Consider the following 25,866-nt stretch of genomic DNA (forward strand, 5'->3'; position numbering starts at 1 on the left):
TTTACTCTCCTCCTCGCTGCAAGGCAAAGTGCTACCCACCATTTTAACGGTGGGTAGCACGCCACTGCCTCATGGGCACTTCTTCGCCAGAATTGTCAAAACAAAGATCGATCAGCATCGTGTGTCCCGCGCTTTGTAATGCTTTACAAGATCGTCTATGAGGGGATTACGTGTCAGTTTTGCAATGTAACATCACTAATGAACGCAGCTATCAGGCGAACCTCATGCGGGCAGAGCCTTTATTGGTGAATTGGCGTTTAACTGCTGAAAAAAATATTTTTACAACCCTTGAAAACTAAATCACATGAAAAACATGATCATAGCGATAGTGGTCACAGGCACGTCAATAGCGACAGCCGTGACGAATGCGGCAGAAAACGAACGCGTACTGGTAGCCGGGGCAACGGGTGGTACTGGGCAGCATATCGTCAGAAAACTACTTGATCAGGGATACCATGTTCGTGTGTTCGTGCGTGATGAAGACAAGGCAAGATCGCTGTTTGGTGATCGCGCTGAATTATTCAAAGGTGATATACGTGACGCCACATCGGTGGAAAATGCCATGCGCGGCATAGATTATGTCTTTTCAGCCATTGGTGCGCGCACCCAGGATGATGCCGATCCCAACAGTGGACAATTTGTTGATTACCAAGGGACGCAACACCTGGTGAACGCGGCAAAACAGCAGAGCGTGAAGCAGATCATCATAGTTTCAACAGCCGGTCTTAGGGAACCTCTGATTAATTCCCCGCAAGTAATATAATTCTGCATCAAACTTTTTCGAGAAGCTATTCATGAAACCTTACCAACAGATGAGTTTTGCTGATGCCGAATACGCCAATAAGGGCAAAGTCACGCGCCGCGAGAAGTTTCTCGATCAACTTGATGGATTATTGCCTTGGCAGGCTATGATTGATGTTATTGAACCACACTATGCGCCAGGCAATGGGCGTGGCCGCAAACCATTTGCCTTGGAATTGATGCTGCGCGCGCATGTTGCGCAAATTATCTACAACTATTCCGATCCGGGCATGGAAGATGCGCTGTATGAGATTGAATCACTGCGCCGTTTTTGCGGCATTCGTCTGGAAGCCGTGCCGGATGAAAGCACCATTTTGCAATTTCGGCATTTACTGGAAAAACACGGGTTAATGGATCAGATCTTCCAGGTCATCAACCAAACGCTGGGTGAGCGTGGGTTGTTCTTGAAAGCCGGCACCATCGTCGATGCCAGCCTGATTGCCGCGCCGACTTCAACCAAAAATAAGAGCCGGTCGCGTGATCCAGAAATGCATTCCAGCAAAAAGGGCAATCAATGGTTTTTCGGCAGCAAGTTTCATATCGGCGTCGATCATGAAACCGGGTTGGTGCATACGCTCAAAGTAACCTCGGGGCATGTCAGCGACGTTGCCGAAGCCGCCGCCCTGCTGCATGGCGAGGAACAGTTTGTTCATGGCGATGCCGGATATCAGGGGCTGGATAAACGCCCGGAGATGCCGGCGGAAAGCCCTCCAGCCTGCGTGATCGCGATGCGTCCGGGCAAACTGGCCAGGCTCACGAAAGACGATTCCGGGGCGGCTCAACTACTGCGCGGTGCCGCCCGTGAGCTGGCGAAACGCCGCGCCAAAGTCGAACACGTGTTTCGGGATATCAAAATCCGCTTTGGGTATGCTAAAAATCGCTATCGCGGCCTGGCCAAAAATGCGGCCCGTTTGACCTTCCTGACAGCCATTGCCAACGTCATCCGTGGTGACGCCTATGAACGTCGACGCCTTGTTGCGTCTGAAATTTGAAAACAAGCCAGTAAATGGACTTGTTTCCAGAGAGAAATAGCTGTTTTCATAAAAATCAGCGTCACTATTTGAAAATAGTGGCTAGTTTTTGAGTGACTGCCGTTCAGAATGTTTGTTTTTCAGAGGTTCCTTAGCGCATCAGTATATAAAACAGGAGGGGAGGTTCGCCCCATCCTGCGTTGGAAAGAAAAAGCAGAAGAAGTGTTGAGAGCAAGTGGCATTTCCTACACGATTGTGCGTCCCGGTGGCTTGTCCGATGATGTTGGCGGTAAAACCGGCATCCGGGTAACTCAAGGAACTTATGCCCGCGCGATGATTCCCCGCGAGGATGTTGCGCGGGTTTGTGTGGCAGCCTTGAAACGTCCTTCTGCTTACAACAAAACTTTCGAGATCGTCAGTCTGCCTGATAGCAACCCGGTGATTGACTGGGACGTTTTCTATCAGGCGCCGCAACGGGACTGATGTCCGTGAAAAGCCAGTCAGAAGATATTGTCAGTCCCATTCAGCAGACGGAGGGCAATTATTGGACCGAGCGACTGCTACAGATCGGAAAAGCCGAAATTTATGCGGTACTGCTGTCTTTTATTTATTTTTTCAGTCTGCTGTCCAGTTATTACATGCTGCGGCCGATGCGCGATGCAATGGGGCTGGCAGGGGGAGTCAGCCATCTGCCATGGCTGTTTACCGCAACATTCATCGCAATGTTGTTGGTAGTGCCGGTGTATGGCTGGATATGTAGTCGTTTTGCCCGCGGTATTTTTTTACCGTGGGTTTATACCTTTTTTATCATCAATATTCTTTTGTTCTATAAGGGATTCTCCTGGGACCCTAACAATGTTTGGCTTGCACGCACCTTTTTTGTGTGGCTCAGCGTATTCAATCTCTTCGTTGTATCGGTATTCTGGAGCTTGATGGCGGATCTGTTCGACAAGGAGCAGTCGCATCGGCTGTTTGCCGTCATCGCGGCGGGTGGCAGTGCTGGTGCGATTGCTGGCCCGGCAATAACTGCGCTATTGGTTACGTATTTGAGTGCGCATAATTTATTGCTGTTTAGCGCTGCCTTACTTTCGGTTGCCGTGATCTGCATCCGTTTGCTCCTACGCTGGCATAGTGATCGACTGATGTTTCATTCAAATCATGGGAGTAATTTGCAACACAATCAGGTATTGCCCGATCAGAAGATGGGTGGCAGCTGGTTCTCCGGCATGACATTACTGATGCAATCGCGCTATTTACAAGGAATCGCCATATTTATTCTGCTGGCCAGCACCATTGGTACATTTTTGTATTTGCAGCAAGCTGCATTTATTGAGCAATATTTTCAGGACAGGGAAAGCCAGACACAGGTTTTCGCATTAATAGATCTGGCTGTGAACGTATTATCCATTTTGACGCAACTCTTTGTGACCAGCCGTTTGATGCAATTTCTTGGTGTCGGTAAAACCCTGGCGCTGGTTCCGTTGTTGATGGTGCTGGCGTTCATAGCATTTGGCCTCATGCCAACGCCTGCTATGCTTATTGCCGCAATGGTGATTCGCCGAGTAGGAGAATACGCCATCATCCGGCCTGGTCGTGAGGCGCTGTTTACCTCAGTGGATGTGGAAACCAAGTATAAAGGCAAGCATTTTATTGATACCGTTATTTTTCGTGGTGGTGACGCGCTCAGCAGCTGGCTGTTCGCTCCACTGAGCCTGCTTGGTCTGCTGGGAATCGGTCTGACAGGCGCGGGATTATCCGCAATCTGGGGCTGGCTGGGCTACAAACTGGGTATTAAGCATGATCACACCTGACAATATGTCCTTCCAATTGACTGCCGACGCAGTAACAGTCGGTGTCGTTTCAGAGCCCTGGACGCTGCCATTGATGATCCTGCCTATGTTATGGCTTGCAGGATCGGTCAGGAAGAAATCGCGTTTGTTGTCCTGGAATTTGATTACATATCTATAAGGCTCCAGATTGTCACTGATAATCTGGAGCCTTATAATTTAGTAGGCCAGCCTCTGTAGATGAGGTCGGTTTAGCTCCGAATCTCCACAAGCCTCCTTACCATAACTGGAGGTAACTTGTTGTCTTTTTAAATGGCTATGTCATCGTTAGTTAGTGGTTGCCATGTAACCCAGTGAATTTAAAGAAAAATATCAATTATTGGTTTTTTGGCTAACGACTTGTTTATAAATGATAAATAGTGTTTATTTGCAGTGACCAACAATTAACGATGACATAGCCTTTTAAATAGAGAGCGGGTTTTTAGGCGGGTGCTAGTCATTAACCATAGCACCGCATCTTGCCATAGTAAAGCGTATGGATCAATACAAGCTAACACTGGATTTCTACTAATAAGCATTCACGGAATAGGTGTTATTTCAAGTACTAAGTAGCGCATATCATAATGTTTATTAAAGATTAAATTCTGTAGTTGGTTCTTGAATCTGCCCTGCATCACAGTGGACTACCATAGAGCCGAAATCTTTTTCGCGTGCAAGTCGGCGTGGACCACACTTAACGAAGTAAATTTCGTTGAACTTACTCTCTCATCTTATTCATTTCTTTTGTTCAATTATTTTTTCGTATTTGTTTTCAGTATATTAATTAATTTCTAAGGAATATATTGCAACATTAATTTTTTTGGCATGTGACTTGCATATATCAAGATAAGGGAGATCAAAGTTAAACCGATTGACCTGAAAGGAGCGCACAGCGCTATTTAATGTAAGCACTTGAATAAAAAATTAGTGGAGGACTACACCATGTATCAGAGTGAAAATACTTTTGGATTCAATCCTGAAATGAGTGATTTTGAAGCCGAACAATATGAAGGTGAACAGTATGAAGGCGAGCAATTTGAGTATGGTGAAGCGGAATGGGGGGAAGTATTTAACGAAGGAGAAGTGATGGAATTTGCCGCCGAACTTCTGGAAGTTACTAACGAAGCAGAGCTTGATCGTTTTCTTGGGAAACTGATCAAGAAAGCAGGTAGCGCTCTAGGAAAAGTAGTGAAATCTCCCATTGGTCAGGCGGTGGGTGGTGTGCTCAAGGGCGTTGCAAAAAAAGCTTTACCGATTGCCGGTGGTGCACTGGGAGCTTATTTTGGCGGTCCTCTTGGTGCCAAGATTGGCAGCGGGTTGGCTTCCGCAGCAGGAAGCGCGCTTGGACTCGAACTCGAGGCACTAAGTCAGGAAGATCGAGAATTTGAAGGTGGAAAACAATTTGTGCGTTTTGCCGCAAATACCGTGAAGAATGCCGTATCAGCACCGCCTGTTGCTAATCCTCGCAGCGCTGCGCAAATGGCCGCTAACAAGGCCGCACAGGTCTACGCGCCCAATTTAACAGGCTCGGGATCGACATCAACCATGCCATCAGCCGTGCCTGGTAAAGGGCGTGGAGGCCGATGGTTCCGGCGTGGTCGCAACATCATCATTGTGAATTGCTAAGCAGTTTCATAAACATATTTGTGAGGAGAATGAACATGCACGATATTGATCGCACACAACTGGAAAGTAACGCCGAGCTGGAAAACTACGAACAGGAGCAATACGAATATGACGAATACGGAGAATATGGAGAGTATGGAGAATACGGTGAAACCGGTGCTTTTAGCGAGGCGGAAGCGATGGAACTCGCGGCAGAACTTCTGAGTGTCAGTAACGAAGCGGAGTTGGATCGGTTTCTGGGAAATCTCATTAAAAGAGCGGGACAAGTGGCTGGGAAATTTATTAAATCTCCGGTAGGTCAGCAACTTGGCGGTCTGTTGAAAGGTGCAGCCAAGCAAGCATTGCCTGCGGTGGGTAGTGCTATTGGCAGTTATTTCGGCGGTGCGGGCGGTGCCAAAATCGGCAGCCAAGCAGCCTCCACCGCAGGACGCATTTTTGGCCTGGAGCTGGAAGGATTAAGCCATGAAGATCAGGAATACGAAGCTGCCAAAAGCTTTGTCCAGTTTGCAGGAACAGCCGCAAAAAACGCAGCATTAACCTCACAGGCGGCTAACCCGAGAGCAGTCGCGCAATCAGCAGTTGCGGCAGCAGCCCGTCAACTTGCACCGGGCTTGGTTCGCGGCGCTCCTGTTGTAACTCCCGGAGCTTCAGGCGGCGCGTGTCCTTCCTGTGGGCGGGGTGCCGTAAGCGGCCGCTGGATGCGGCGCGGTAACAAAATCATATTGTTTGGAGTTTAACCTATCATGGCCGCCGCTTCTTACGCCGCATGGATGCTCGAGCAAGAAGCTCGCGCTTTGCTGACCAGGTTGAAACGTGTCAAGCCATTCGCCTTGCATGAAACCATGCTGCCAGCGGCATCGTTATTACCGGCAACGCAAACTGGCATCGAACGTTATCTAATGCAGGGACGGCGGGAACTCAGAAGTTTGATCCAACGTTACATCGCCTGGTTGCGCGGGCCGTTTGGCCGGAGGGCAAATCCTGCCCATGCGCAACGGCTGTTTTCTCTGTTGCGGTTGCGATTCAATGCGGTGCTGACACAATTTGATTTATTCAACGATGCACTCACGCAGCGCAGCGAGAATGAGATTGGCGTTTGGCTTTCCGGTCTTGAGGTCGTCTCGGCTGATGCGCTCACTATTCCGGGGCATTACTACGAGGTACCGCCGGTCATCTGCTATCTCGATCGAGGTGTTGGCGCAGCAATTCGTCGTGCAAGAACACGATTGCCGGGTGGCGGTGAGAATCCGGTAGCGGTGATTCGTATTCCACGGGAACGCATGGTGGGCAGTGGTATCGCTTCCTCTTTGATTCATGAGATAGGACATCAGTCTGCCGCATTGCTTAACCTGGTCAATTCCTTGCGGCCTGTTTTGCAAGGTATGCAACGGGGTAGTGGAGCCTATAGCACCACTTGGTTGTTGTGGGAACGGTGGATTTCAGAAATCATCGCCGATTTCTGGTCTGTTGCTCGCATTGGTATTGCCGCAACGCTCGGATTGATGGGCGTGGTCAGCTTGCCGCGCGCTTTTGTATTCCGCTTGAATCGGGATGATCCGCATCCTGCGCCGTGGATACGGGTCAAGCTGAGTTGTGCGATTGGTCAGGCGCTTTATCCGCATCCACAGTGGCAACGTTTGGCGCGACTCTGGGAATCGTACTACCCGCTGGATGGATTGGATGCGGCGCAACAGCAGGATTATCAGTCGCTGCAGGCGACTTTGCCCGGCTTCGTGGCGCTGCTGATTAATCATCGGCCAGAAAGCCTGCGCGGGCACAGCCTGGCTGAAGCCTTGCAGGTGCAAAACCGCCAGCCGCGACAGCTTCAGGCACTTTTTCAGGCGTGGCGGCAGGAACCAGTGAGAATGTATCGGGCATCACCAGTGCTGGCTTTTGCCGTGATCGGTCAAGCTCGTGCCGATGGCCGCATGAGCCCGGAACAGGAAAGCACTATATTGGGAAAATTGCTCACCCACTGGGCGCTGCGCAGTACCTTGACAGTGTCCGCAGCCTGTTCAATGCAATCAGAACAGCCGAAGCCTTGGCTTGCAAACTTACTACCAACAAAATCGTTTTATTAACTATTTACTCAGGAGAATGACATGAATACAAAATCCAGAAAAGTTCAGAACTGCGAAGCTCTATGTGATGGCGTGCTGAGAGTTCGCTTGTATGATTCGGGCGGAAATAAAATACCGATCAATGGGGCGGGCATTAAAGTTCTGGAATGGAAACTCAGTGAATGGCAGCATATAAGAACACGGGTCACTGATGACAATGGGTATGCGGTTTTTGAGCTTCCAGGAGGTGATTCACACCAATATGGTTTAGCTTATGAGAATGCCTTTGGTTTCCATGAGGAACCGGCTGCGTGTTCAGGCGATGAACCACAAGGATTATTCTCAATAGACTGTAATTGCACCAAACAGATTAATCTTGGAGTGCCAGTAAATTTTACGCAGCAGCTTGTAATGTGTGGTCCAAAAACTGAAGAAGCGTTATGTCAAGATATTGTAGCGGGTCAACCGGCCAAACTTCGTATTTCACATAGCGCATCTTTGGGGAATCCAGATATTAAATTGTCTTCTAATCAGGGCGGTTTATCTCAACCTTCTATCTTTGTGGATGGCATGGATCGCGTATACGAAGCAGCCGTCGATACGACAGGAATGCAAGGTGGTTATTCCTTTAATACATCGCTCAAGCATGCTGACGGCTCATCAATCGCCACAAACTTGATTGGCACGGCTGTACGTAACGTACATCATGTCGATGCCAGAACTACGACCAGCCTCACTCGGACAGAAACATCTTTTACTGAAGATACCGCGTTTTGGACAGGTATTCGTAATAGTGCAGAAGCACTTTCATTCAATAATTATCTGAGTTTCATGGATTGGATTTTCTGTGGTAAGCAGAAACCGCGGGAATTAAGTCAATTTGAAAGTGATCGTTATGATGAAAAGCATTCGATGTGGCGAGATAAGTTATTGAAGAATCGTTTTTTACCTTTTACAGATTCTGATGCTTATCGTGTTGTTAAAGCGGCTACAGAAGCTTTTGTGATGGTAAATTGCGGAGTTCATCACAATGATTTGCAACCTTTTGATCCGGCTCGGGATGAAGCATACTTGAATCGCCGTGATCTTCCAATACCACCCAGTGGCTTGAATCAAGCTTTCAACAAAGATTATCTAGTGGGTGTCGATGGTAATGGAGATGTGTTGCCCTATCTCGCTGTTATTAGACGTAAATTACCTGATATTCCGATCAAAATTAAGCCATTCGAAGAAGCTAGCCCGAATGGTGACGCAGATGAATGTTTTGGGTTGCTGCAAGAAAAACTCGCCAATCCGTGCTTGCTGGAGCTCATCTGGTCTTACTGGCACGAAGAAGGCATGCTGGTGCAAACAACCAACGCCATTACGCGGCGATTTCAGAATGTGCGCGCCTCTGCACGTGATCCGCTTGCCAATCTGGAAATGGATCCGCTACGGCCGCTCAATAATGTGCTTTGGGGCTACATCCAGGATGAACAACACCGCTTGACGGTCAATCGGCGCAATTACGAATACGATCACCATTATGGCCTCCACCTAGAAGGCAAAGCGGTGCAGAATTTCCGGCCTGCCGACACGCGTTCAAAATTCTTAGAGGCTTTTCACCATTTGTTGCGGTTGTGTACTGTGTTTTATAAACAGGATGACGATACCACCGTCAAGGCCGATGCTTTCCCGGTGCTCAATGCCCTCAAGGAAATACACTTGATTCTGTCCCAGGGTGCACACAACCAGTTCGGCGATTTACCGTCGACTGCGCGCATTGAAATGCTGATGCAGCAGTGGTTGCTGGCCAGACCGGAGTTCCGGGAATTACTACCTACCCGGATCATGGTGGCTTATCCGGAGCCCTGGATGGATCGTGTTGACGCGATGAAAAAATTGCAAGGCTGGACCGATACCAGCGTGCTGCATTTCCGTAACCTGGGTATGTTCGGCGAGCAGCTTTTGCTTTCTATCCGCTGGGGACATTGGAGCGACGAGTTTGAGCCTGTCAAGGCGCTCAATTGGGCGCGGTTTTTCCGTCCACAGGCACAGGGCTATATCCATGCCTACCGTGCTGCGACGGGTGTCGACCTATCGGCTGATCCGACCGTCAATGCTCCCGTGAATTCGACTTTGCCCTCGGTATTGTTGCAGAAACGTTTGGCGAGTCAGCAGCGGACGATGTGAGATGCATGGCTATGATTAATTTTACCTCGGCGCTCTACCTCGGATTGCATCATCCAAGCCAGTTCTTGCAATCCTGGCAACAACTGACACTAGGGGTTCCGGCAGCGCTTGCCGAACCGCCCGGGGCCGAGAAAGTAGCCGAGAAGCTGGCGCAATTACAAGGATGCGAACAAGGCGTTTTAATGCCTTCCACTTTGCATCTGTTTTGGGATTTATTCGGGATGTTGTGCCAGCAACCGGTAACTTTGTATCTGGACGAGGGGACTTATGCGATTGCGCGCTGGGGAGCGGAGCGATTTAGTGCCAAGGGTGTTGCTGTTTATTCTTTTAGGCATCACGACCCTGATGCGTTATTGGCACAAATCAAGCGGCATGCACATGAGGGGAAACATCCCGTGGCAATCGCGGATGGCTTTTGCCCGGCGTGCGGCCATGCTGCACCGGTTGGTGACTATCTGGAGATTGTGAGGCGTTTTGGCGGCTTACTGGTGCTGGATGATACCCAAGCTTTGGGAATTCTGGGAGGGTCGCCCGCGTTGCACAGTCCGTATGGAAAAGGCGGGGGTGGTATGTTGCGCTGGAGTGGAAATTTTGGGCCGGATATTGTAGTGGGTTCATCACTGGCAAAAGGTTTCGGTGTGCCGGTAGCAGTTCTGGCAGGCAGCAATACACTGATCAAGCGCTTTAAAATGACCAGCGATACCCGAGTACATGGCAGTCCGCCATCAATAGCTGTTATTCAGGCTGCCTGGCATGCGTTGAAGGTGAACGAAGCTCACGGGAATTTGTTACGACACAGATTGGCTCAGCGGGTTGCGCAATTCCGCAAAGGATTGGAAACCATCGGCCGGGATTCCATTGGTGGCTGGTTTCCTGTGCAAACCTTGAGGGGAATTGTTGGAAATGCCGCAGTCCGAATGCACCAATACCTTTCCCGCAACGGTATTCAAACGGTATTGTCACGGCCTCGCAATAACGGCGAGGCGCATCTGAGTTTTTTAATTACAGCGCGGCATACCATCGGAGAAATTGATCATTGCATCGACATACTGAGTACATTGACACGAGGCCCTAACAAGGCTGCAAATCGCGGTGGCGAATCAGTGTATTTGGGCTTCATATAATGACAGCTATAGGCGAGAGGTGAATCATGAATCAAGGATTGAGATTTAAAACCATACCGTTAGAACCTACTCCAGAAATTACGGGAGAAATGTTCGAAGTGGAGAGTGAGCGAGGAATCCGCCGCTCATTTACGGGATATAGAAACCGCAGTTTTAGGCTTGGCGTTCGTCCCGGTTTGAAGCCAAAAGGAACCAAGCGCCCGCCATTCTCGAAAACAAGACCTTTCGTAAAGGGATTGCGACGGCCATTTGGAAGCGCTGTCTATGAACCTTATCCGATTGCGAGCGAGCCCTATTCTAGTGAACCGGAACCATCCGGCTCAGAACGCACCCGCTGGGTACAGGATTGCTTGAATCAAGCGACGGGAACGCAACTTCCTGTGACCGGAATTATGGGCCGGGAAACACGCAGCGCCGTGCGGAATTTTCAGCGTCAGCAAGGATTAAGGGCAAACGGCATCGTTGGGCCGGATACCGAAGATGCGTTGAAGGCGGCTTGCTCCAGACAAAATGCGGAGGAAAATTCTGAGCTTGAATCGTATATCAAAGAGCCCGGTTTTATTGCCTGGTTAACCTGGCAACCCAGTAATGAAAAGCCCAAGTTGTATACCTGGGAGGAAATCCGGAAGCGCCCGCGTGATCGAATTCACGGTGATGTGGGTGTGTATATTGTTGTTCTATTTGAGCGAAGAACCGTTGGCGGAAAAACTAAAAAAATAATCACCCAAACTCTGAAGGTTGGAAAAGCGATTGATCAATCCTTTCTGGAAAGACTTGAACATAAGACTCACCAAGATATACGAGCGATGTATCCGGGAAAAGTTGGATATTATCTGGCCAGAATACAAGCAAGCGGTGCATGCCCTGTTCGCGGATGCGGTGCTGTAATAGAGCATTTAATTACACGTACTTTGATTCGGGCTGGAAAAATGATGCTACCTCACCATAAAAATCCGATTGTTCCAATCAAGGCACTCGACCAAATTCAGGTGGCCAACATTCTGCCGAGCCCTTTGGCTAAAAATCTTGGAAAAGCCTATGCTGCAATGGGACCGAAGGATGTCCGGGGACAAAGAATCGGGCCAGTGGCAGCTCCAGCCAGCGGCTCCGGTGGTTTGATCCTGCCGAAGAATACAGTATGGGAGCTGGAGTACCCTTTCAGCGAAGCGGAAGAGCTTGAACTCGCCGCCGAATTATTGGCTATTTCCAACGAAGAAGAGCTGGATTTATTTCTCGGCAAAATGTTCAAGGGAATCGGCAGAGGATTGAAGAAATTTGGCCGTTTCGTCGGCAAGAAAGTGTTACCTGCATTGGGTAAAGGTTTGAAAGCGATTGGCAAGGTTGCGCTGCCGATTGTTGGCAAAGCGCTAGGATCTTTTATTCCCATACCGGGCGTTGGTACGGCTATCGGTGGTGCCATCGGAACAGCCGTCAGTAAAGCGCTGGAGCTTGAATTCAGCGGTTTGCCTGCAGAAGAAGCAGAACTGGAAATGGCGCGGCGTTTTGTGCGCATTGCAGCGGCAGCAGCCAGGCAAGCAGCTTTAGCCAATCCGCAAGCCAATCCCGAGGCTATCGCCAATGCTGCCTTAATGTCCGCAGCGCGGATGTACGTGCCAAATCTTCCTGCAGCGATTCGAAGAGATTCGGAACTAAACGCTGCGATTAATAATGAATGGCAGGTCAATAGCATTCAACCGGAGCGATCCGATCAGGAAGCGTTTCTTGGTGATGTATGGAACACCATTAGCACCGGAGCTCGTAAGCTCTCGGGCGGAGTTACCAATATGCTGACTGATTGTGCGCCCATCGAAGATCGCACCAGTTTTACGCCTAAAGATAAGCGCAAAGGAAAGCCGCGCGATATGAGTAAAGTCTACGCATTGGTGTTGCATCAGACTGCCGGCAATCAAAAAAATACGCCAGTTAATCGGTATGATCGTGTCACTGCGCACTTTGTAATCAAGCCGAACGGGCAGATACTGCAATTGCATCCACTGGCAGCTTACCTTAATGCTTCAAATGGATTAAATGCTGGCAGTGTGGCCGTTGAATTTGCAGGTAATTTTCCTGATATAAAGGGAAAACGGTATGTATATCCGAACGGCGCATCGCCTCAAGGTGTTCTGACTAATGAACAGATCAAGGCTGGGCGTTGTTTAGTGCGTTACCTTGTTAAAAATATGAACCTTACCCATATTTTGGTGCATCGACAATCCAGTGCGAGTCGTGCAAACGATCCGGGTCCGGATATTTGGTATCACGTTGGCCAATGGGCGGTCAATAATTTGGGCTTACGGGATGGCGGGCAAAATTTTAAGGTTGGTAGCGGCAATCCTATACCGGATATTTGGCGGACGTGGGGAGAGAATAGACAACAACAGCCTGAGTTTGGTGAGGAAATTTTTGCTTGAAGTCAAAAAGTTGTTATCGGAGTCAATCGTGTAATAAGAGGCGATTATCATGATAAATATATTTAATTTCAGTATGTTACCATTTGAGACTTGTTTGGTGCTTAGAAGCGAAGCAGGCAAGGTGGGCTTGCTGTTACCAGGATTCGCGATCAATCGATATCCTGAGAGATACGCGGATAAGAATTATCGTGTTAACCATCTCAACTGATACGCTTTTTTATGCGCAGAACAAGCGCGCACGCTTTATCTCTGAGTTAAAAGCGTTTGTTAGATTCCCGAGTATCAGTGCGCAGCCGCAGCATAAGAGTGATATCCAGCGTTGTGCGGCGTGGCTAGCCGGTCATTTGCAAAAAATCGGTATGGAACGAGTGACTGTGATTCCTACCAGCGGTCATCCCGTTGTTTACGCTGAAAAATGCCGGACGCTGGGAAAACCTACGGTGCTGATTTACGGCCATTATAATGTGCAACCGGCTGACCCGCTGGATGAGTGGCGATTGCCACCATTCGAGCCGGTTATCCGCGGAGACAATCTCTATGGTAGAGGCGCTTCCGATGATAAGGGTCAGCTTTTTACGCATGTCAAGGCACTGGAGGCATTTCTTCAGAGCGGTCAGGATTTGCCTGTTAATGTCAAGTTCCTGTTTGAGGGTGAAGAGGAGATCGGCAGTCCCAATTTACCGGCTTTCATAATTGCTAACCAGCAGATTCTTGCCGCGGATTGCGCCGTGATATCAGATACGCAAATCCCGGCTGCCGATCAGCCTGCCATTACTTACGCCTTGCGAGGTTTAATCAATTTTGAACTGGAGATCACTGGGCAAAAGCGGGAATTACATTCGGGCGTGTCGGGCGGTGCTATCCATAATCCGTTGCAAGCACTATGTGAAATAATTGCGCAAATGCATGATCAAGATGGACGTATAGCTATCCCTGGTTTTTATAACCGCGTGCGCCGATGGGATACGAAGGAACGTGCCTTCATGAACAGAGTCGGGCCGTCTGACGAAAAAATATTACAACATGCCGGAGCGGCAATGGGTTGGGGGGAACAGGATTATTCATTGTATGAACGTACCACAATCCGCCCTGCGATTACAGTAACCGCCATGCATGGCGGTTATCAGGGAGGCGGCGTTAAGGCAGTCATTCCAGCGCGTGCTGTGGCCAAACTGAACTTCCGTCTGGTGCCAGACCAGGACCCGCAGGAAATCGATCGGTTATTCCGTAAATATGTGGCAAAGATTGCACCGCCGGGTCTGCGGACACGAATTTGCACTTTCGCATCATCCCGGCCTGTACTGATGGACCGTAACCATCCTGCAATAATTGCTGCGGTGGGTGCCTATCGTCAGGGATTCGCGGCAGCGCCGGTATTTTTACGCAATGGCGGCACGATTCCGGTGGTGGGTCTGATTCAGGAAATTTTGCATCTGCCTGTTGTATTGATGGGCTTTGGTTTACCAGGCGATGCTATTCACGGAGCGAATGAAAAATTTTATTTGCCCAATTTTTTTAATGGAATTGAGACCAGCATCAGGTTTCTGACAGCAATAGGACAGAGACAGCATGTCAGTCTTGTCAGATGGGGATAATAGGCAACTATTCGTAACATAGTAACATTTTGAGGACATGATGATCATCGATTGCCACTGTCATGCCGGAAGCGGCGATGGTTTTACTGGACCCTGGGATACTCGGGCTCCATTAGAGGATTATATGCGCCGTGCTACTGCGGCAGGAATTCAGCGCAGCGTTTTATTTGCCGCATTTCATTCGGATTACGCTGTCGCCAATAAAGAAGTGGCGAAGATTGTAGCCAGCCAGCCTGACAGGTTTTATGGCTTTGCATTTGTGCATGCGGTCAGAGACCGCGGGAGGGTACATCAATTGATCGAAACCGCTGTCAGACAATATGGATTTGCCGGGATCAAAGTGCATCGCCATGATGCACCGATTACCCGTGAAATTTGTGATGAGGCAAGGGCTTTCGCTTTGCCGGTACTTTACGATGTGGTGGGAGAGGTATCGGTTTGTGAGCTGCTGGCGCAAGAATATCCGGATGTCAACTTCATCATTCCCCATCTCGGCAGCTTTGCCGACGATTGGCGTGCACAACTGGGCCTCATTGATCATTTGGTTCGTCATCCGAATATCTATACGGATACTGCCGGTGTACGGCGTTTCGATTTGCTGGAGCAAGCGGTAAAACGCGCCGGAGCTGGCAAGATTTTGTTTGGTTCGGATGGGCCATGGCTTCATCCAGGCATTGAATTGTCAAAAATCAAGGCATTACGTCTTTCACCGCAGCAGGAAAAATTGATTTTGGGAACTAATTTGAAAAAGTTAATCCCTACCGAGCGGCAACATCGGCCATCCGCTTTATCCAAACGGCTAAACACGGCGCAATTCGCTTTTTTCGAATAAAGTCCGCAGACAAAAATGGCGTAATCAATACTTGCTGTTTTCCTGGCGTTGCGCTGCTCTGCGCAACTGCAAGGCGCGATCGGTTACACCAAGACGTTGCGCGGCCCGCTGCAAGTTGCCGTTCGCTTCATCGACCGCGATACGAATGGCGGTTTCTTCGGTATTTTTGCTGATAGTTTTGAGCCCCACGCCGCGACTAAGCGCGATGCGGATTGCCCGTTCAAAACTCATATCGCGCCATTCTTTCCAATCTTCAGACAAAACTGGCCGTTCATCTGGTGGAATGCAGCCGACCGTAATAGGGCCTTCACCCGCATAGCGGCACAACATTCGCGCGATTACCTGCTTGAGGTCGCGCACATTGCCGGGGTATTGCCTGCGCAACAGGTACTCTTGAATGGGTTTATCAATGGTGGGCACATCGTGGTCCGTGCAGTTTTTTTTTAGGAAATAATTTGCTAGAGGCAAAATATCTTCAGATCGTTCGCGTAGAGGCGGTAACCGACATATGTAACTGGCAATTCGGTAATAGAGATCGGCGCGGAATTCACCGCGTTGAACTTGTGCCATGAGATCACGATTGGTGGCACAAATTAACCGGAATGACGTGCGTTGCCAGGCATTACCGCCGACACGCTTGTAAGTTTGCTCTTGGATTACGCGTAAAAGCTGAGTTTGCATGGTCAGAGATAATTCGCCCACTTCATCCAGAAAAAGCGTGCCGCCATTCGCAAGTGCGAATACTCCATCCCTTGAAGATGTGGCGCCTGTAAACGCTCCTCGTTCATGACCAAAAAATTCACTGCCTGATAATTCCGGCACAATGGTCGTGCAATCCAGAATGATAAGCTCGCCCTTATCGGTGTGATTGTCGAGCGTGTGTATGAGATTGGCCAGTAATTCCTTTCCTGTGCCACTTTCGCCGAGAATTAATACCGATACGTTGGTAAAGCGCGCGACCTCGATTATTTGGCGTAATATGGTTTGCAGTGTTTGGCTTGTACCAACTAATGCATTTTGAACAAGCGAGGAATTGAGTAACCGATTGATGGCTTCCCAGCGGCGCAGGCGGGCGGTGATTTCGTGAATGATCAAATTATCTTTTGTGCAAACCAGTACATCAGACGCGCCAGCTTCCATTAATTGCCAGATGGCTTCTCCTGAAATTGCTTCGTGACAGCAGGCAAGGACTTGTATTTGGCCGTTGTGGCTAAGTTCGCATAACTGTTCGCAGAGTTCCGGGGTTACTTTGTTGCTAAAGACGATACCGGAGTGACTACAGGGAGTGCGATAATCTTGTACTTCGATGTCCTGCTTGGTCAAGAGGTCGACGAATTTATGGATAGTTTTTTCCGAGTGTTCTCCGACACCGCGAACCCAGACGGTAATTGGTCCAGATATATCATGAAAGAAAGTATCCATAGTATCCAGTAACGAACTGATTGAAATAAATCAACGAAGAATCCCGATGAACTCTTCTTAAGTTAGGTAATTGCTTGCAGCCAGTGTCGCTATACTTGGATTTTTTGTTTAGCCGAGTTATTTTTATCGCTATTATTCAGCAGGTTCTTGTTTAAGCATCGCTCAAGCAATCATTTTTACCGCATGAAGATTGGTTTCTACACCCACGGCTTCATTCTAAAACTAAATTAGTTCTTTTGAAGAAAATTTATGTATTTTTTGTTTATCGATGCTATTTAGTATTTGCCCTAAAACCAACTATAAACTTTAAAAACAATAAATTACATCTAATTCTTTCAAAGAAGATTATGTATATTTTGAGTCCAATCAGCGTTAATAGCCCGTTTCAGGCGATAAAATCTTCAAACTTCGATCATGGCTTGATAAGATATTCATCTCCACAGACGAATAGTGACTGATGTCAATATCACTATTAAACATTAACTGTTGCAGTTCGTTCTTGAATCCGCCCGCCATTTCAACTTATCAGGCGAAATCGTTGTCAGGCTATGTAAATGGACATCTAGTTGAGGGAAGGCGATATTGATACCTGCTTCCGCAAAAAGACGACTGATCTCCATATTTATTTCATGAATCAGCTTTGGTCTATCCTGTATTAGCCCACAAAATACTCTTAACTCAAAGTCCAGCGAGCTTTCACCAAAGCGCATAAAAAAAGCGGAAGGTTCGGGATCTTTTAATACAGCTGGATGTTGGCTTGCGATTTCCAGCAATAGCCTGCGAGCGGTTTCACAGTCTGATCCATAGGCGATTCCCACTGGTAATACAATACGCGTTATTTGATCGCTCAGTGACCAGTTGGTTAACTGTTGCGTAATAAATATCTTGTTGGGCACAACGATCTCTTTACGATCGAAATCAATTAGAGTGGTGGCGCGAATATGGATTTTATTGATGGTTCCAGTGGTGGTGTTGAGCGTTACAACATCGCCTACGCGGATGGGACGTTCAAAAAGCAGGATGACACCGGATACGAAATTGGCGAAAATTTCCTGTAATCCAAATCCCAGTCCCACCCCGAGCGCGGCTACCAGCCATTGAATGCTCGACCATTCCATTCCTAAAGTCTGAAAGGTGGCAGTAACGCCTGCCACTACGATGACGTATCTGAGTAGAGTGGTGATGGCATAGCCTGTGCCGGTATTGAGCGAGAGGTGGCGTAGAACCAGTAATTCGAGTGTGCCAGGCAGATTATGTGCAGCAATAAACGCGAGGCCAAATACGATGAATGCAACCAGTAGCGCTTTGAGCGTAATGGGTTGTGAGATGATTTCTCCATCGATTTGTGAGGAGGTTTGCCAGAGCGTGATTTTTTCAAGAAAGCTGAGAGCTGGCAGGACATCGATCCAGATTCCCCCCAATGCGGTGATCAGCAAGCCCCAGATACCGATTTTCAGTAGTGTGGCGGATTGCCTGCTGATGGTCTTGATATCAACATAATTTTCATCAACCCAGTCTGCTTCGCCTTTGTCTGTTTGTGCACGTTGTGCGCGGATTTCCTCCCTTTTTTCGATGGCACGCTGGTATGCGATTTGCCGTTGGGCAATCAGCAGGCTACGGAAGCTGACGTAATACAGCAAGGTAAAAAATGTGACCCAGCTTAGTGACTGGAAGACCAGAATATACTGGTAGATTGCAGCAAAATAATATCCGATCAGCGCCATCGCGATCATATAGCCTTGCAGCAGAAACAAGGCAGTCATCCAGTATTTTGGATTCAATACCGGATTGAATTCCATGCCCTGATAGAATTGCCTGGCTTTGAGACTGATTCCTGTCCACCCCAGTGCAGATATTGCCAGAACGAGACAAAGTGTTACAAATGTCAGTCGGCCAAGCGTGTTGCGTACCAGATCATCATCCAGCGTATCCATAAAGGCAATCAGGATGCTGAGTGCGGCAATAAATGGAGCAAATCGTTTGATGTTACGATGCATTTTAGTGACGAGTTTCTCATCACATTTAAATTGGTGACTGAGCAGTCCACCGGGACGAAACAGCAGCAGTAAAAATACCCAGCAGAAAATCGCAATGGCAGCAACCTGCAGACTGGCGACCATGGCGTGCCTGACTTCTGAAGATGAATTATCCTGAATGATGAGCGCAGCCAATTGCCATGGCAAAGAAAAGTATCCGGCCACCAGAATACAATTCAGCAGCATGCCTACTGGGTAGATTAGCCTGTCCTGATGGACCTTACCGCGCAAACTGTTGCCAATTGTTTCCCAGCGCAGATAAGCTGGCCAGTATAACCACCTGAACAGGGTGAGAAGCAGGGTAAAGGTGCCAAATATTGTCACCAGTTCCTGCCATGAAGAACTTATTATTTTGGTGAAACTACGTTTTGTTTGGGGGGAGTTAAACCAGCCAAGTGCATCGCGAAAATCCTGTGGGGTTACTTGTGTTACGGGTTTGGCGCTACGGGTAACCAGCAGATTCTCCCGCAGTAAAACCTGGTGCTGTTCTATTTTTTCAGTCAGTTGATTCTGAGCGGACAAATAAAACTGTAGTTCCTTGATATGGCCTTTTAATACATCGGTGTATTGTTCAATGATCTGTTCGCGAGACTGTTTCAGTTTTGCAAACGTATCTGTCAGTTTTTTGTATTCGATGGAGTCAGCGGATGGTATCTCTGCATTTTTTAGAAAGCGCTGTACAGTTTTCATGCTATCCATAATTTGCAATCGTTCCTGCTCCAGCTGATATAGATCGAGTTTTGCGTTATTCAGCTCACGCTTTGTTCTTGCCGCGTTTGGTTTGATCATGATTTTCTTGAACTGCTTTCTGATTTGTATGCCCAGATCAGTATCTTCACCCTCGAGTTCGAGTCGCTGTTGCAGCGCTATGTGGCTTTGTGTAATTAGTGAAAAACGATTTTCATCGCGTGTTTTCCGGTTGGTGAGCCGCTTCGTGCGTTTGGCATAGTCATTCAATTTCTGAGCCAGTAATTTATTATCCACAGCTAATTGTTTCAATTCCGGGTACTGCTGGATGTTTTCGTCAGAAAGCTGCTCGGATTGCTCAATGACTTGCCTGGTGTCGGCCATGCGTCTGAGGTTGGTTTCGCTGGCTAGCAGTTCTATTTTCTGAAGCAGATTCTCAATTTTTGGGCCAAGCAATAGTTCTTCCTGTAGGGAGATTATTTCTGCGGCATATGGCAGTACCAGCGCTTCCAGTTCGAGCATCCTGGTTTTATCGGCTAACGCTTGGAGTTGAGCATCATGTATATCTGTAAGTGCACCCCGTATTTTTTTATCGACATCCTTTTGGATGACCGCTGATTTTTCGTTGAGTAAGGAGCGTTGATTGGTGATAGAGGCCAATTCCTCCTGAATATTGTCCATGCGTTGACGTAATTGTGTCTGGTCCGAAATGGATTTTTGTCGCTGATTTTTTAATTCCGACAGATCTGCCTGAGCAGTAACCAATTGTCGCTCCATTTCATTTAGCGTCAGCTTGGCAAGTTGCTGTGAAGTTATTCCTGCTTCCGGCGGGGCTTGATGCTGCCTCAGTGTCGTGATCTGCTGCGGATAATTTTCCAGTTGTTGGGAATAGGTGGCTGTTTTGTCGAGATAATCCTGATGATCGTGCAGTATCTGCAAATGTTCGTTGAATATTTCGCGCAATCTTTTTTTTTGCGGCGCTTCTTCAGGATTAACTTCACCTAGCGCATCAATTTTTGTCTGCATTGCCTGGAGTTTGTTGTCGAGCTTGTCCGCATAACACAATGTGATACCGGTCATTGTTAACAGGGTGAGTAACGATAGGGTGGCAATAAATAAAAACTTATTCATGGATTTTGATGGGCTGGGATTAGGTAATGAGGTAACACATAAAGAATGGCTAATGTCACGCGAGTGTAACTGTGTCTCCATATTATAACCATTGACTATCGTGCACTAATGCGCAGGTTAGACATGGTTTTCATTAAATGAGCAGAGGGTATTCGAGCTCGAAATCAAGGTGTGACAAATTGTCGCGCGACAATTTGTCACATTCCAAAATCATATTTTTCTCTTTACAATACGTTTCACATCCCGGATATGGAGTGCCGTGATGATCTTTCCAAAGGAGTTCATGCAATGATTTTCCTATCGACTGATAAAGCATTACAAGAGGTAAAAAAACATCCCGTAAACTCGCTTACCCGTAAAAACCAACCCTTGCATGATGCGGAAAAGCAGACTGATCCAAATAAAGTAGCAACCAGGACAGCAGATTCATCACTGCCCGATGCACAGTGGCATCGCAGTAAAACTACCAGATTCTCGCAGTATTAATTTGTAGAAGCGATGTGGCGCGTTTCTGATTCGATAAATTAGTGACTCAGCTAACAGGAGAATGAAAACCATGAAAACACCTAGCAGAATGGAACCACTGATCGAAGAAGGGCTGATTGACTCAGTTGTCTGCGAACTCATGAGCGGTAAGGAGGCGATGCTTTATATAGTGAAGTGTGGGGAAGAATATCGCTGTGCCAAAGTATACAAGGAAAAGCAGAAGCGAAATTTTCGACAAAACTCCTGTTATCTGGAAGGACGTGAAATTACCAATCGCCGTCATACTCGTTTTATGCGTAGCAAAAGTGGTTTTGTAAGTACGATCCGGGATGATGCCTGGCACAGTGTGGAGGTGGATACACTGGGAAAGCTGGCTACTGCCAGCGTGGTTACTCCAAAGTTTTATAATTTTTTTGAAGGAGTGCTGTTGATGGAGTTGATCGTGGATAGCAGCGGTTATGTTGCGCCCAGGTTAAATCAACTGGATTTGACAGCGGAGCAAGCCAGAATTTATCACGGTTTTCTAATTCAGCAAGTGGTTCGGATGCTTTGCAGCGGTATCGTGCATGGTGATCTCTCAGAATACAATGTGCTGATCGGGAACGCTGGCCCGGTTATCATTGACTTTCCACAAGCTGTTCATGCCGCGCATAATAACAGTGCGGAGGCAATCCTGAGGCGCGACGTAAGGAATATTACTGCTTTTCTCAGCAGATTTTCCCCCGAGCTTGCTTATACGGACTATGGCAGTGAAATCTGGTCGCTATATCAAAAAGGTAAGCTGCACCTGGATGTTAATCTGACTGGGCAAGTTGAACTTCCCCACAAACCAGTTAATATTGATGCGGTATTGAGCGCAATCAACATTGCTATCAAAAAGGAAGCCGCGTGGCAACGCTATAAAAGCGAACGATGGACCAGTGAGCGGGCATGGCAGTATTATTGACAAGCTTTGAGCCTTCGCGTGGAGGAAGCTGGCTTGATTAAGGAGTTAATATGTTAATGTACTAATTCTCTTTGCAAAAAAACGGAAATGTAGTTAAATACAACTCGCCAGTTTTATTAATTTTGTGAAGGAGGTAAAGATGTTACGTGCTAATGCTCTCGGATTGCTGATAGTTGGGGTTGTGGGGTTGTCTGGTTGCGCTACGACAGATGAATTAAGCTCACTTAAGTCTCGTGTAGATGCGCTTGAAGCTGGAGTTTCTCAATCACAGTCAGACGCTGCCGCTGCACGCGCTGCAGCAAATAGCGCCAATGATATGGCGAACCGTGCCATGGATAAGGCTAATGAGGCAAATGTGCGGTCGATTGATACTGAGACAAAAATTGATCGTATGTTCAAACGTGCCATGCATAAATAATGTTTTAGCGGGCGGAACTTCGGTATTAATTACGTCTCTCGCGGCGGAAATAATACCGGAGTGATAATGGTTGAGGTTGTATGTATGTAGCTCATTATCATTATTCTGTTGAAATGAGTGTTGGGATACCATCTATTCTTTTAATAGCTTCAGCAAGTGCTGTTTCATTAATTCTAGTGCTGTGAATCGACTTCCCGTCAGAGGATGTATCTGTTTTTTGTAAGAAAGACTGAACGGCAGTATAGATTTCTTGCATGTACAAAACAGGCTCAGTATCAGTCATGTCCTCATCCAGCGGTGGGTGTAGCTCAATATACAGATTTTTTTCAAGCCAGCCCAGTTTGATCGGTTGATTGACAATGTATACGGGCGTGTTGACCGGAATGATTGTAAATAATTCTTCTATATTTTCCGGGTACATGCGTATACAGCCGTGAGTAACCCGCATGCCGACACCAAATGGTTTATTCGTGCTGTGAATGAGATATCCGGATAAACCCAGGTATAGGGCGTAGCGTCCGAGTGGATTATCTGGGCCTGCCGGTACGATATCCGGCAAGCGTTTTCCCTCATTTGCCATCGCTTCTTCTCTGAGAGACTGAGGAGGTGTCCATGTCGGATCTTTTTGTTTTCTGGTAATGGTGGTTTTTCCAAGCGGTGTGTTCCAGTCCATTCTGCCAATGCTGACGGGGTAGGTGATAACCTTGGGTTTTTCACCTTTGGTTGCTTTGGGGAAATAATAAAGGCGCATCTCTGGCAGATTGATGACTAGCCCAGTTCTCGGTGCCTGAGGGAGAATGTAACGGGAAGGTATCGCTACTTCAGAGCCTTGCTCTGGTAACCAGCGATTCACGTTGGGATTGGCAAGTAACATTTCGTCCTGTCCAATCTCATAATGTCGCGCAATGTCGAGTAATGTTTCTTCGCGATGGGCCGCGATGATTTGGATCTCGCCAAAAATATCTACATCATTCGGGGGAAGTACCCAGCTTTTAGCCAATGCATCAATTGGGGCAACTATCAGGAAGAGCTTTAATAGAATAAGGATAGGGCTTGGTTTCATCATTTATCTATATCGGTAGATTTAACTTTGAGTGTGATCAATTTTATTGTGATTCTTCTGTGGAATGCACAAAACCCTCAAATGAGCGAGTCTGCGTACTGATTTTAGTCTGCTGTTGAGTGCAGACCGATAGAGGTATTGGGATTATTTTAGAGCTGACTTCGGTAATTTTGCCTCGATAGGTATTCATGAATAAATGATGAAAACTGTAGCAGAATAACAACATTCACACCGTCATTGCTTGACAGAAAAATCATGCTTATATAAGCTCGCGTCCACGCATTTATTACCAAATATGACACACTTGTTCTCGTCAGGCAATACGAGTGGATTTGTCTTTTTATACAAATATCGACAGATCAGTACTCATCTCAAAATTGAGCGCCGTCGTCCTGTTAAACAAGTTGACCAGAATATTACTAGGGGAAGATTTTGAGCTCGACAATTACCAAGTTGACTACGGTATTAAAAGAAAACACAGATTCTCTGCTTTCCGCATCAAAGCTATTAGCCGCCACACCTACTGCAAATAGACTAAATCAGCGCAGGGCAGATTTCAGTACTTTAATTGAAGCGCTTGAGTACGCAGCACAAGGAGAGACTGGTTATAATTTCTATGATGCCAAAGGAAATCTGAAGTCGGTTGTTTCTTATGACGTATTGCGCGAGCGCGCTTTATCCACTGCCAAAAGACTCGCAGGGTTTGGATTGGCCCGTCACAGCAGGGTGGCGTTAATTGCGGATACTACACCTGCTTTTGTTGAACTTTTCTTTGCTTGCCGTTACGCCGGATTGGTGCCATTTGCTATGCCGGTTCCGGTTAATCTCGGTAGTCATGCAGTTTATGTGCAGCAACTCCGGGGTATGCTGGAGAGTAGCCAGGCCAGTCTGGCTTTGGCCGAGATTGATTTCATTGGTTTCCTGGAAGAAGCCGTGATTGATATTAAAAATAATGAATTCAGATGGTGTGGCACACCTGAACAGTTAGCGCAACTGCCCGGGATAGACACACAACCTCATGCAAATACGCCGGATGAAACTGCGTATCTGCAATTTACTTCTGGCAGCACACGCCTGCCACGCGGCGTAGTGATTACCGAGCGTGCTTTAATGAGCAACTTGCGCGGTATTGTCTGCGACGGTCTGGACGTCAGAGAGGGTGATCGCTGTGCTTCATGGCTGCCTTTTTACCATGATATGGGTTTGGTTGGTTTAGTGATGGCGCCATTGGCTGCACAATTGTCTGTGGATTATCTGGCAACGCGCGATTTTGCCATTCGGCCGCTGCAATGGCTCAGATTAATCAGTCGCAACCGTTGCACGATAGCGTTCAGTCAGCCATTTGGTTTGAAACTTTGCATGATGCGTGCTCGAGAATCTGATCTTCAGGAACTGGATTTGAGTTGCTGGCGCGCCGCAGGGGTGGGTGCGGAGATGATCCGTCTGGATATTTTAAAAAACTTTGCTGCAAAATTTGTTTCTGCTGGATTTAATGAGAATGCCTTTTTGCCTTGCTACGGACTGGCGGAATCCACCTTGGCTGTTTCTTTTCCAAGTGTTGGTCAAGGTGCACGCAGCTTGTGTGTGGATACAAAGACGCTGGTTGAAAAGAAAATGGCGGTTCGGGTTCAGGCGGATGGGCGAAAATTTAATGAATTTGCAAATTGTGGACGTCCGCTGGCTGAACACAAGATCAAAATAATTGGCGAAAATGGCGTAGAACTTCCCCCAATGATGGTCGGCAGCATTTTGGTTAAGGGTGGTAGTGTAATGACAGGTTATTTTAACAATCCAATTGAAACCGCCAAAGTGGTTAAAGAAGATGGCTGGCTTGATACGGGTGATATCGGTTTTCTATATGAGGGCGACCTATATATTACTGGGCGGCGCACCGATGTCATTATCGTCAATGGTAGAAATATCAGGGCGCAGGATGTAGAAGAATTGGCAGAGCAACAACCAGAAGTCAGAACGCGCGAGGCTTCTGCTTTTGGAGTTAGCGATGAAAATGGTTCAACTTCGGTAGTGCTGGTGGTGGAGAGTAGGTTGTCTTCTGCTGATGACCGTCAATTACTTATCAACCGTCTACAGCAGGTGGTTTATATGGCTTTTGGGGTAAATTGTCTGGTAGAACTTGTTCCTCCTCATACTTTGCCAAGAACATCGTCTGGTAAGTTGTCTCGATTTGCTGCTCGTCAAGGGTTTTTGCAACGTAATAATTGCAAAAAATCAGCTGGTCAAGTTGCTGTTTAATAAATA

18 protein-coding genes and 1 pseudogene are annotated in these 25,866 nt (G+C 47.5%); 16 read left to right on the forward strand and 3 right to left on the reverse strand.

Annotated elements, in window-relative coordinates; all coding sequences use genetic code 11:
• The first annotated feature begins 304 nt into the window (after positions 1-304).
• The 12 genes and pseudogenes from IPG31_02020 to IPG31_02075 all read left to right on the forward strand — a co-directional run bounded on the left by IPG31_02020 (position 305) and on the right by IPG31_02075 (position 15,418).
• Positions 305-763, forward strand: a complete 459-nt coding sequence (locus IPG31_02020) for an SDR family NAD(P)-dependent oxidoreductase (protein ID MBK6617173.1) — start codon at positions 305-307, stop codon at positions 761-763.
• A 49-nt stretch (positions 764-812) separates the two neighbouring features.
• Positions 813-1,793 carry an IS5 family transposase gene (locus IPG31_02025; protein MBK6617174.1) on the forward strand — a complete coding sequence of 327 codons (981 nt, stop codon included), beginning with the start codon at positions 813-815 and terminating at the stop codon, positions 1,791-1,793.
• Between the two features lie 108 nt (positions 1,794-1,901).
• Positions 1,902-2,255: an NAD(P)H-binding protein gene (locus IPG31_02030; protein MBK6617175.1), complete on the forward strand. Its 354-nt coding sequence runs from the start codon at positions 1,902-1,904 to the stop codon at positions 2,253-2,255.
• On the forward strand, positions 2,255-3,583 hold the full coding sequence (locus IPG31_02035; protein MBK6617176.1) for an MFS transporter: 1,329 nt from the start codon (positions 2,255-2,257) through the stop codon (positions 3,581-3,583). Before IPG31_02030 ends, IPG31_02035 begins: the two co-directional genes overlap by 1 nt.
• A 927-nt stretch (positions 3,584-4,510) precedes the next feature.
• Positions 4,511-5,224, forward strand: coding sequence for a hypothetical protein (locus IPG31_02040; GenBank protein ID MBK6617177.1), 714 nt, complete (start codon positions 4,511-4,513; stop codon positions 5,222-5,224).
• A 35-nt stretch (positions 5,225-5,259) separates the two neighbouring features.
• On the forward strand, positions 5,260-5,961 hold the full coding sequence (locus IPG31_02045; protein ID MBK6617178.1) for a hypothetical protein: 702 nt from the start codon (positions 5,260-5,262) through the stop codon (positions 5,959-5,961).
• Positions 5,962-5,967: 6 nt separating this feature from the next.
• Positions 5,968-7,242, forward strand: a pseudogene (locus IPG31_02050) (hypothetical protein).
• An 84-nt stretch (positions 7,243-7,326) separates the two neighbouring features.
• Complete coding sequence (locus tag IPG31_02055; protein ID MBK6617179.1) at positions 7,327-9,456, forward strand: hypothetical protein; 2,130 nt, start codon at positions 7,327-7,329, stop codon at positions 9,454-9,456.
• 5 nt (positions 9,457-9,461) lie between these two features.
• Entirely contained in the window at positions 9,462-10,580 is a 1,119-nt protein-coding gene (locus IPG31_02060; protein MBK6617180.1) for a pyridoxal phosphate-dependent aminotransferase family protein, read from the forward strand.
• Between the two features lie 26 nt (positions 10,581-10,606).
• Positions 10,607-12,991: an N-acetylmuramoyl-L-alanine amidase gene (locus IPG31_02065; GenBank protein MBK6617181.1), complete on the forward strand. Its 2,385-nt coding sequence runs from the start codon at positions 10,607-10,609 to the stop codon at positions 12,989-12,991.
• A gap of 197 nt (positions 12,992-13,188) precedes the next feature.
• The gene (locus IPG31_02070) at positions 13,189-14,586 is read left to right on the forward strand and encodes a dipeptidase (protein ID MBK6617182.1); all 1,398 of its coding nucleotides are present in this window, start codon (positions 13,189-13,191) and stop codon (positions 14,584-14,586) included.
• A 40-nt stretch (positions 14,587-14,626) separates the two neighbouring features.
• On the forward strand, positions 14,627-15,418 hold the full coding sequence (locus tag IPG31_02075; GenBank protein MBK6617183.1) for an amidohydrolase family protein: 792 nt from the start codon (positions 14,627-14,629) through the stop codon (positions 15,416-15,418).
• A 24-nt stretch (positions 15,419-15,442) separates the two neighbouring features.
• Here the strand turns inward: IPG31_02075 and IPG31_02080 are convergent, their stop codons facing one another.
• Positions 15,443-16,840 (reverse strand): sigma-54-dependent Fis family transcriptional regulator, encoded by a 1,398-nt coding sequence (locus IPG31_02080; GenBank protein MBK6617184.1) that lies wholly within the window; start codon positions 16,838-16,840, stop codon positions 15,443-15,445.
• Between the two features lie 479 nt (positions 16,841-17,319).
• Positions 17,320-20,694: a mechanosensitive ion channel gene (locus IPG31_02085; GenBank protein ID MBK6617185.1), complete on the reverse strand. Its 3,375-nt coding sequence runs from the start codon at positions 20,692-20,694 to the stop codon at positions 17,320-17,322.
• 288 nt (positions 20,695-20,982) lie between these two features.
• Here IPG31_02085 and IPG31_02090 point away from each other — a divergent pair, with 288 nt between their 5' ends.
• The 3 genes from IPG31_02090 (at position 20,983) to IPG31_02100 (ending at position 22,544) form a co-directional block, all read left to right on the forward strand.
• Positions 20,983-21,180 carry a hypothetical protein gene (locus IPG31_02090; GenBank protein MBK6617186.1) on the forward strand — a complete coding sequence of 66 codons (198 nt, stop codon included), beginning with the start codon at positions 20,983-20,985 and terminating at the stop codon, positions 21,178-21,180.
• Between the two features lie 70 nt (positions 21,181-21,250).
• The gene (locus IPG31_02095) at positions 21,251-22,126 is read left to right on the forward strand and encodes a serine protein kinase RIO (protein ID MBK6617187.1); all 876 of its coding nucleotides are present in this window, start codon (positions 21,251-21,253) and stop codon (positions 22,124-22,126) included.
• 139 nt (positions 22,127-22,265) lie between these two features.
• Positions 22,266-22,544, forward strand: a complete 279-nt coding sequence (locus IPG31_02100; protein ID MBK6617188.1) for a hypothetical protein — start codon at positions 22,266-22,268, stop codon at positions 22,542-22,544.
• A 100-nt stretch (positions 22,545-22,644) separates the two neighbouring features.
• Here IPG31_02100 and IPG31_02105 read toward each other — a convergent pair whose 3' ends face one another.
• The gene (locus IPG31_02105; GenBank protein MBK6617189.1) at positions 22,645-23,607 is read right to left on the reverse strand and encodes a L,D-transpeptidase family protein; all 963 of its coding nucleotides are present in this window, start codon (positions 23,605-23,607) and stop codon (positions 22,645-22,647) included.
• A gap of 432 nt (positions 23,608-24,039) precedes the next feature.
• Here IPG31_02105 and IPG31_02110 point away from each other — a divergent pair, with 432 nt between their 5' ends.
• Positions 24,040-25,860 (forward strand): fatty acyl-AMP ligase, encoded by a 1,821-nt coding sequence (locus IPG31_02110; protein ID MBK6617190.1) that lies wholly within the window; start codon positions 24,040-24,042, stop codon positions 25,858-25,860.
• The last annotated feature ends 6 nt before the right edge of the window (positions 25,861-25,866 follow it).

This window comes from Nitrosomonas sp. (assembly GCA_016703745.1).
Classification (GTDB): domain Bacteria; phylum Pseudomonadota; class Gammaproteobacteria; order Burkholderiales; family Nitrosomonadaceae; genus Nitrosomonas.

Coding starts and splice junctions, on each gene's coding strand:
- IPG31_02020 (MBK6617173.1), top strand. CDS start 305: ATGAAAAACATGATCATAGCGATAGTGGTCACAGGCACGTCAATAGCG.
- IPG31_02025 (MBK6617174.1), top strand. CDS start 813: ATGAGTTTTGCTGATGCCGAATACGCCAATAAGGGCAAAGTCACGCGC.
- IPG31_02030 (MBK6617175.1), top strand. CDS start 1,902: ATGTTTGTTTTTCAGAGGTTCCTTAGCGCATCAGTATATAAAACAGGA.
- IPG31_02035 (MBK6617176.1), top strand. CDS start 2,255: ATGTCCGTGAAAAGCCAGTCAGAAGATATTGTCAGTCCCATTCAGCAG.
- IPG31_02045 (MBK6617178.1), top strand. CDS start 5,260: ATGCACGATATTGATCGCACACAACTGGAAAGTAACGCCGAGCTGGAA.
- IPG31_02055 (MBK6617179.1), top strand. CDS start 7,327: ATGAATACAAAATCCAGAAAAGTTCAGAACTGCGAAGCTCTATGTGAT.
- IPG31_02060 (MBK6617180.1), top strand. CDS start 9,462: ATGGCTATGATTAATTTTACCTCGGCGCTCTACCTCGGATTGCATCAT.
- IPG31_02065 (MBK6617181.1), top strand. CDS start 10,607: ATGAATCAAGGATTGAGATTTAAAACCATACCGTTAGAACCTACTCCA.
- IPG31_02075 (MBK6617183.1), top strand. CDS start 14,627: ATGATCATCGATTGCCACTGTCATGCCGGAAGCGGCGATGGTTTTACT.
- IPG31_02080 (MBK6617184.1), bottom strand. CDS start 16,840: ATGGATACTTTCTTTCATGATATATCTGGACCAATTACCGTCTGGGTT.
- IPG31_02085 (MBK6617185.1), bottom strand. CDS start 20,694: ATGAATAAGTTTTTATTTATTGCCACCCTATCGTTACTCACCCTGTTA.
- IPG31_02090 (MBK6617186.1), top strand. CDS start 20,983: ATGATTTTCCTATCGACTGATAAAGCATTACAAGAGGTAAAAAAACAT.
- IPG31_02095 (MBK6617187.1), top strand. CDS start 21,251: ATGAAAACACCTAGCAGAATGGAACCACTGATCGAAGAAGGGCTGATT.
- IPG31_02100 (MBK6617188.1), top strand. CDS start 22,266: ATGTTACGTGCTAATGCTCTCGGATTGCTGATAGTTGGGGTTGTGGGG.
- IPG31_02105 (MBK6617189.1), bottom strand. CDS start 23,607: ATGAAACCAAGCCCTATCCTTATTCTATTAAAGCTCTTCCTGATAGTT.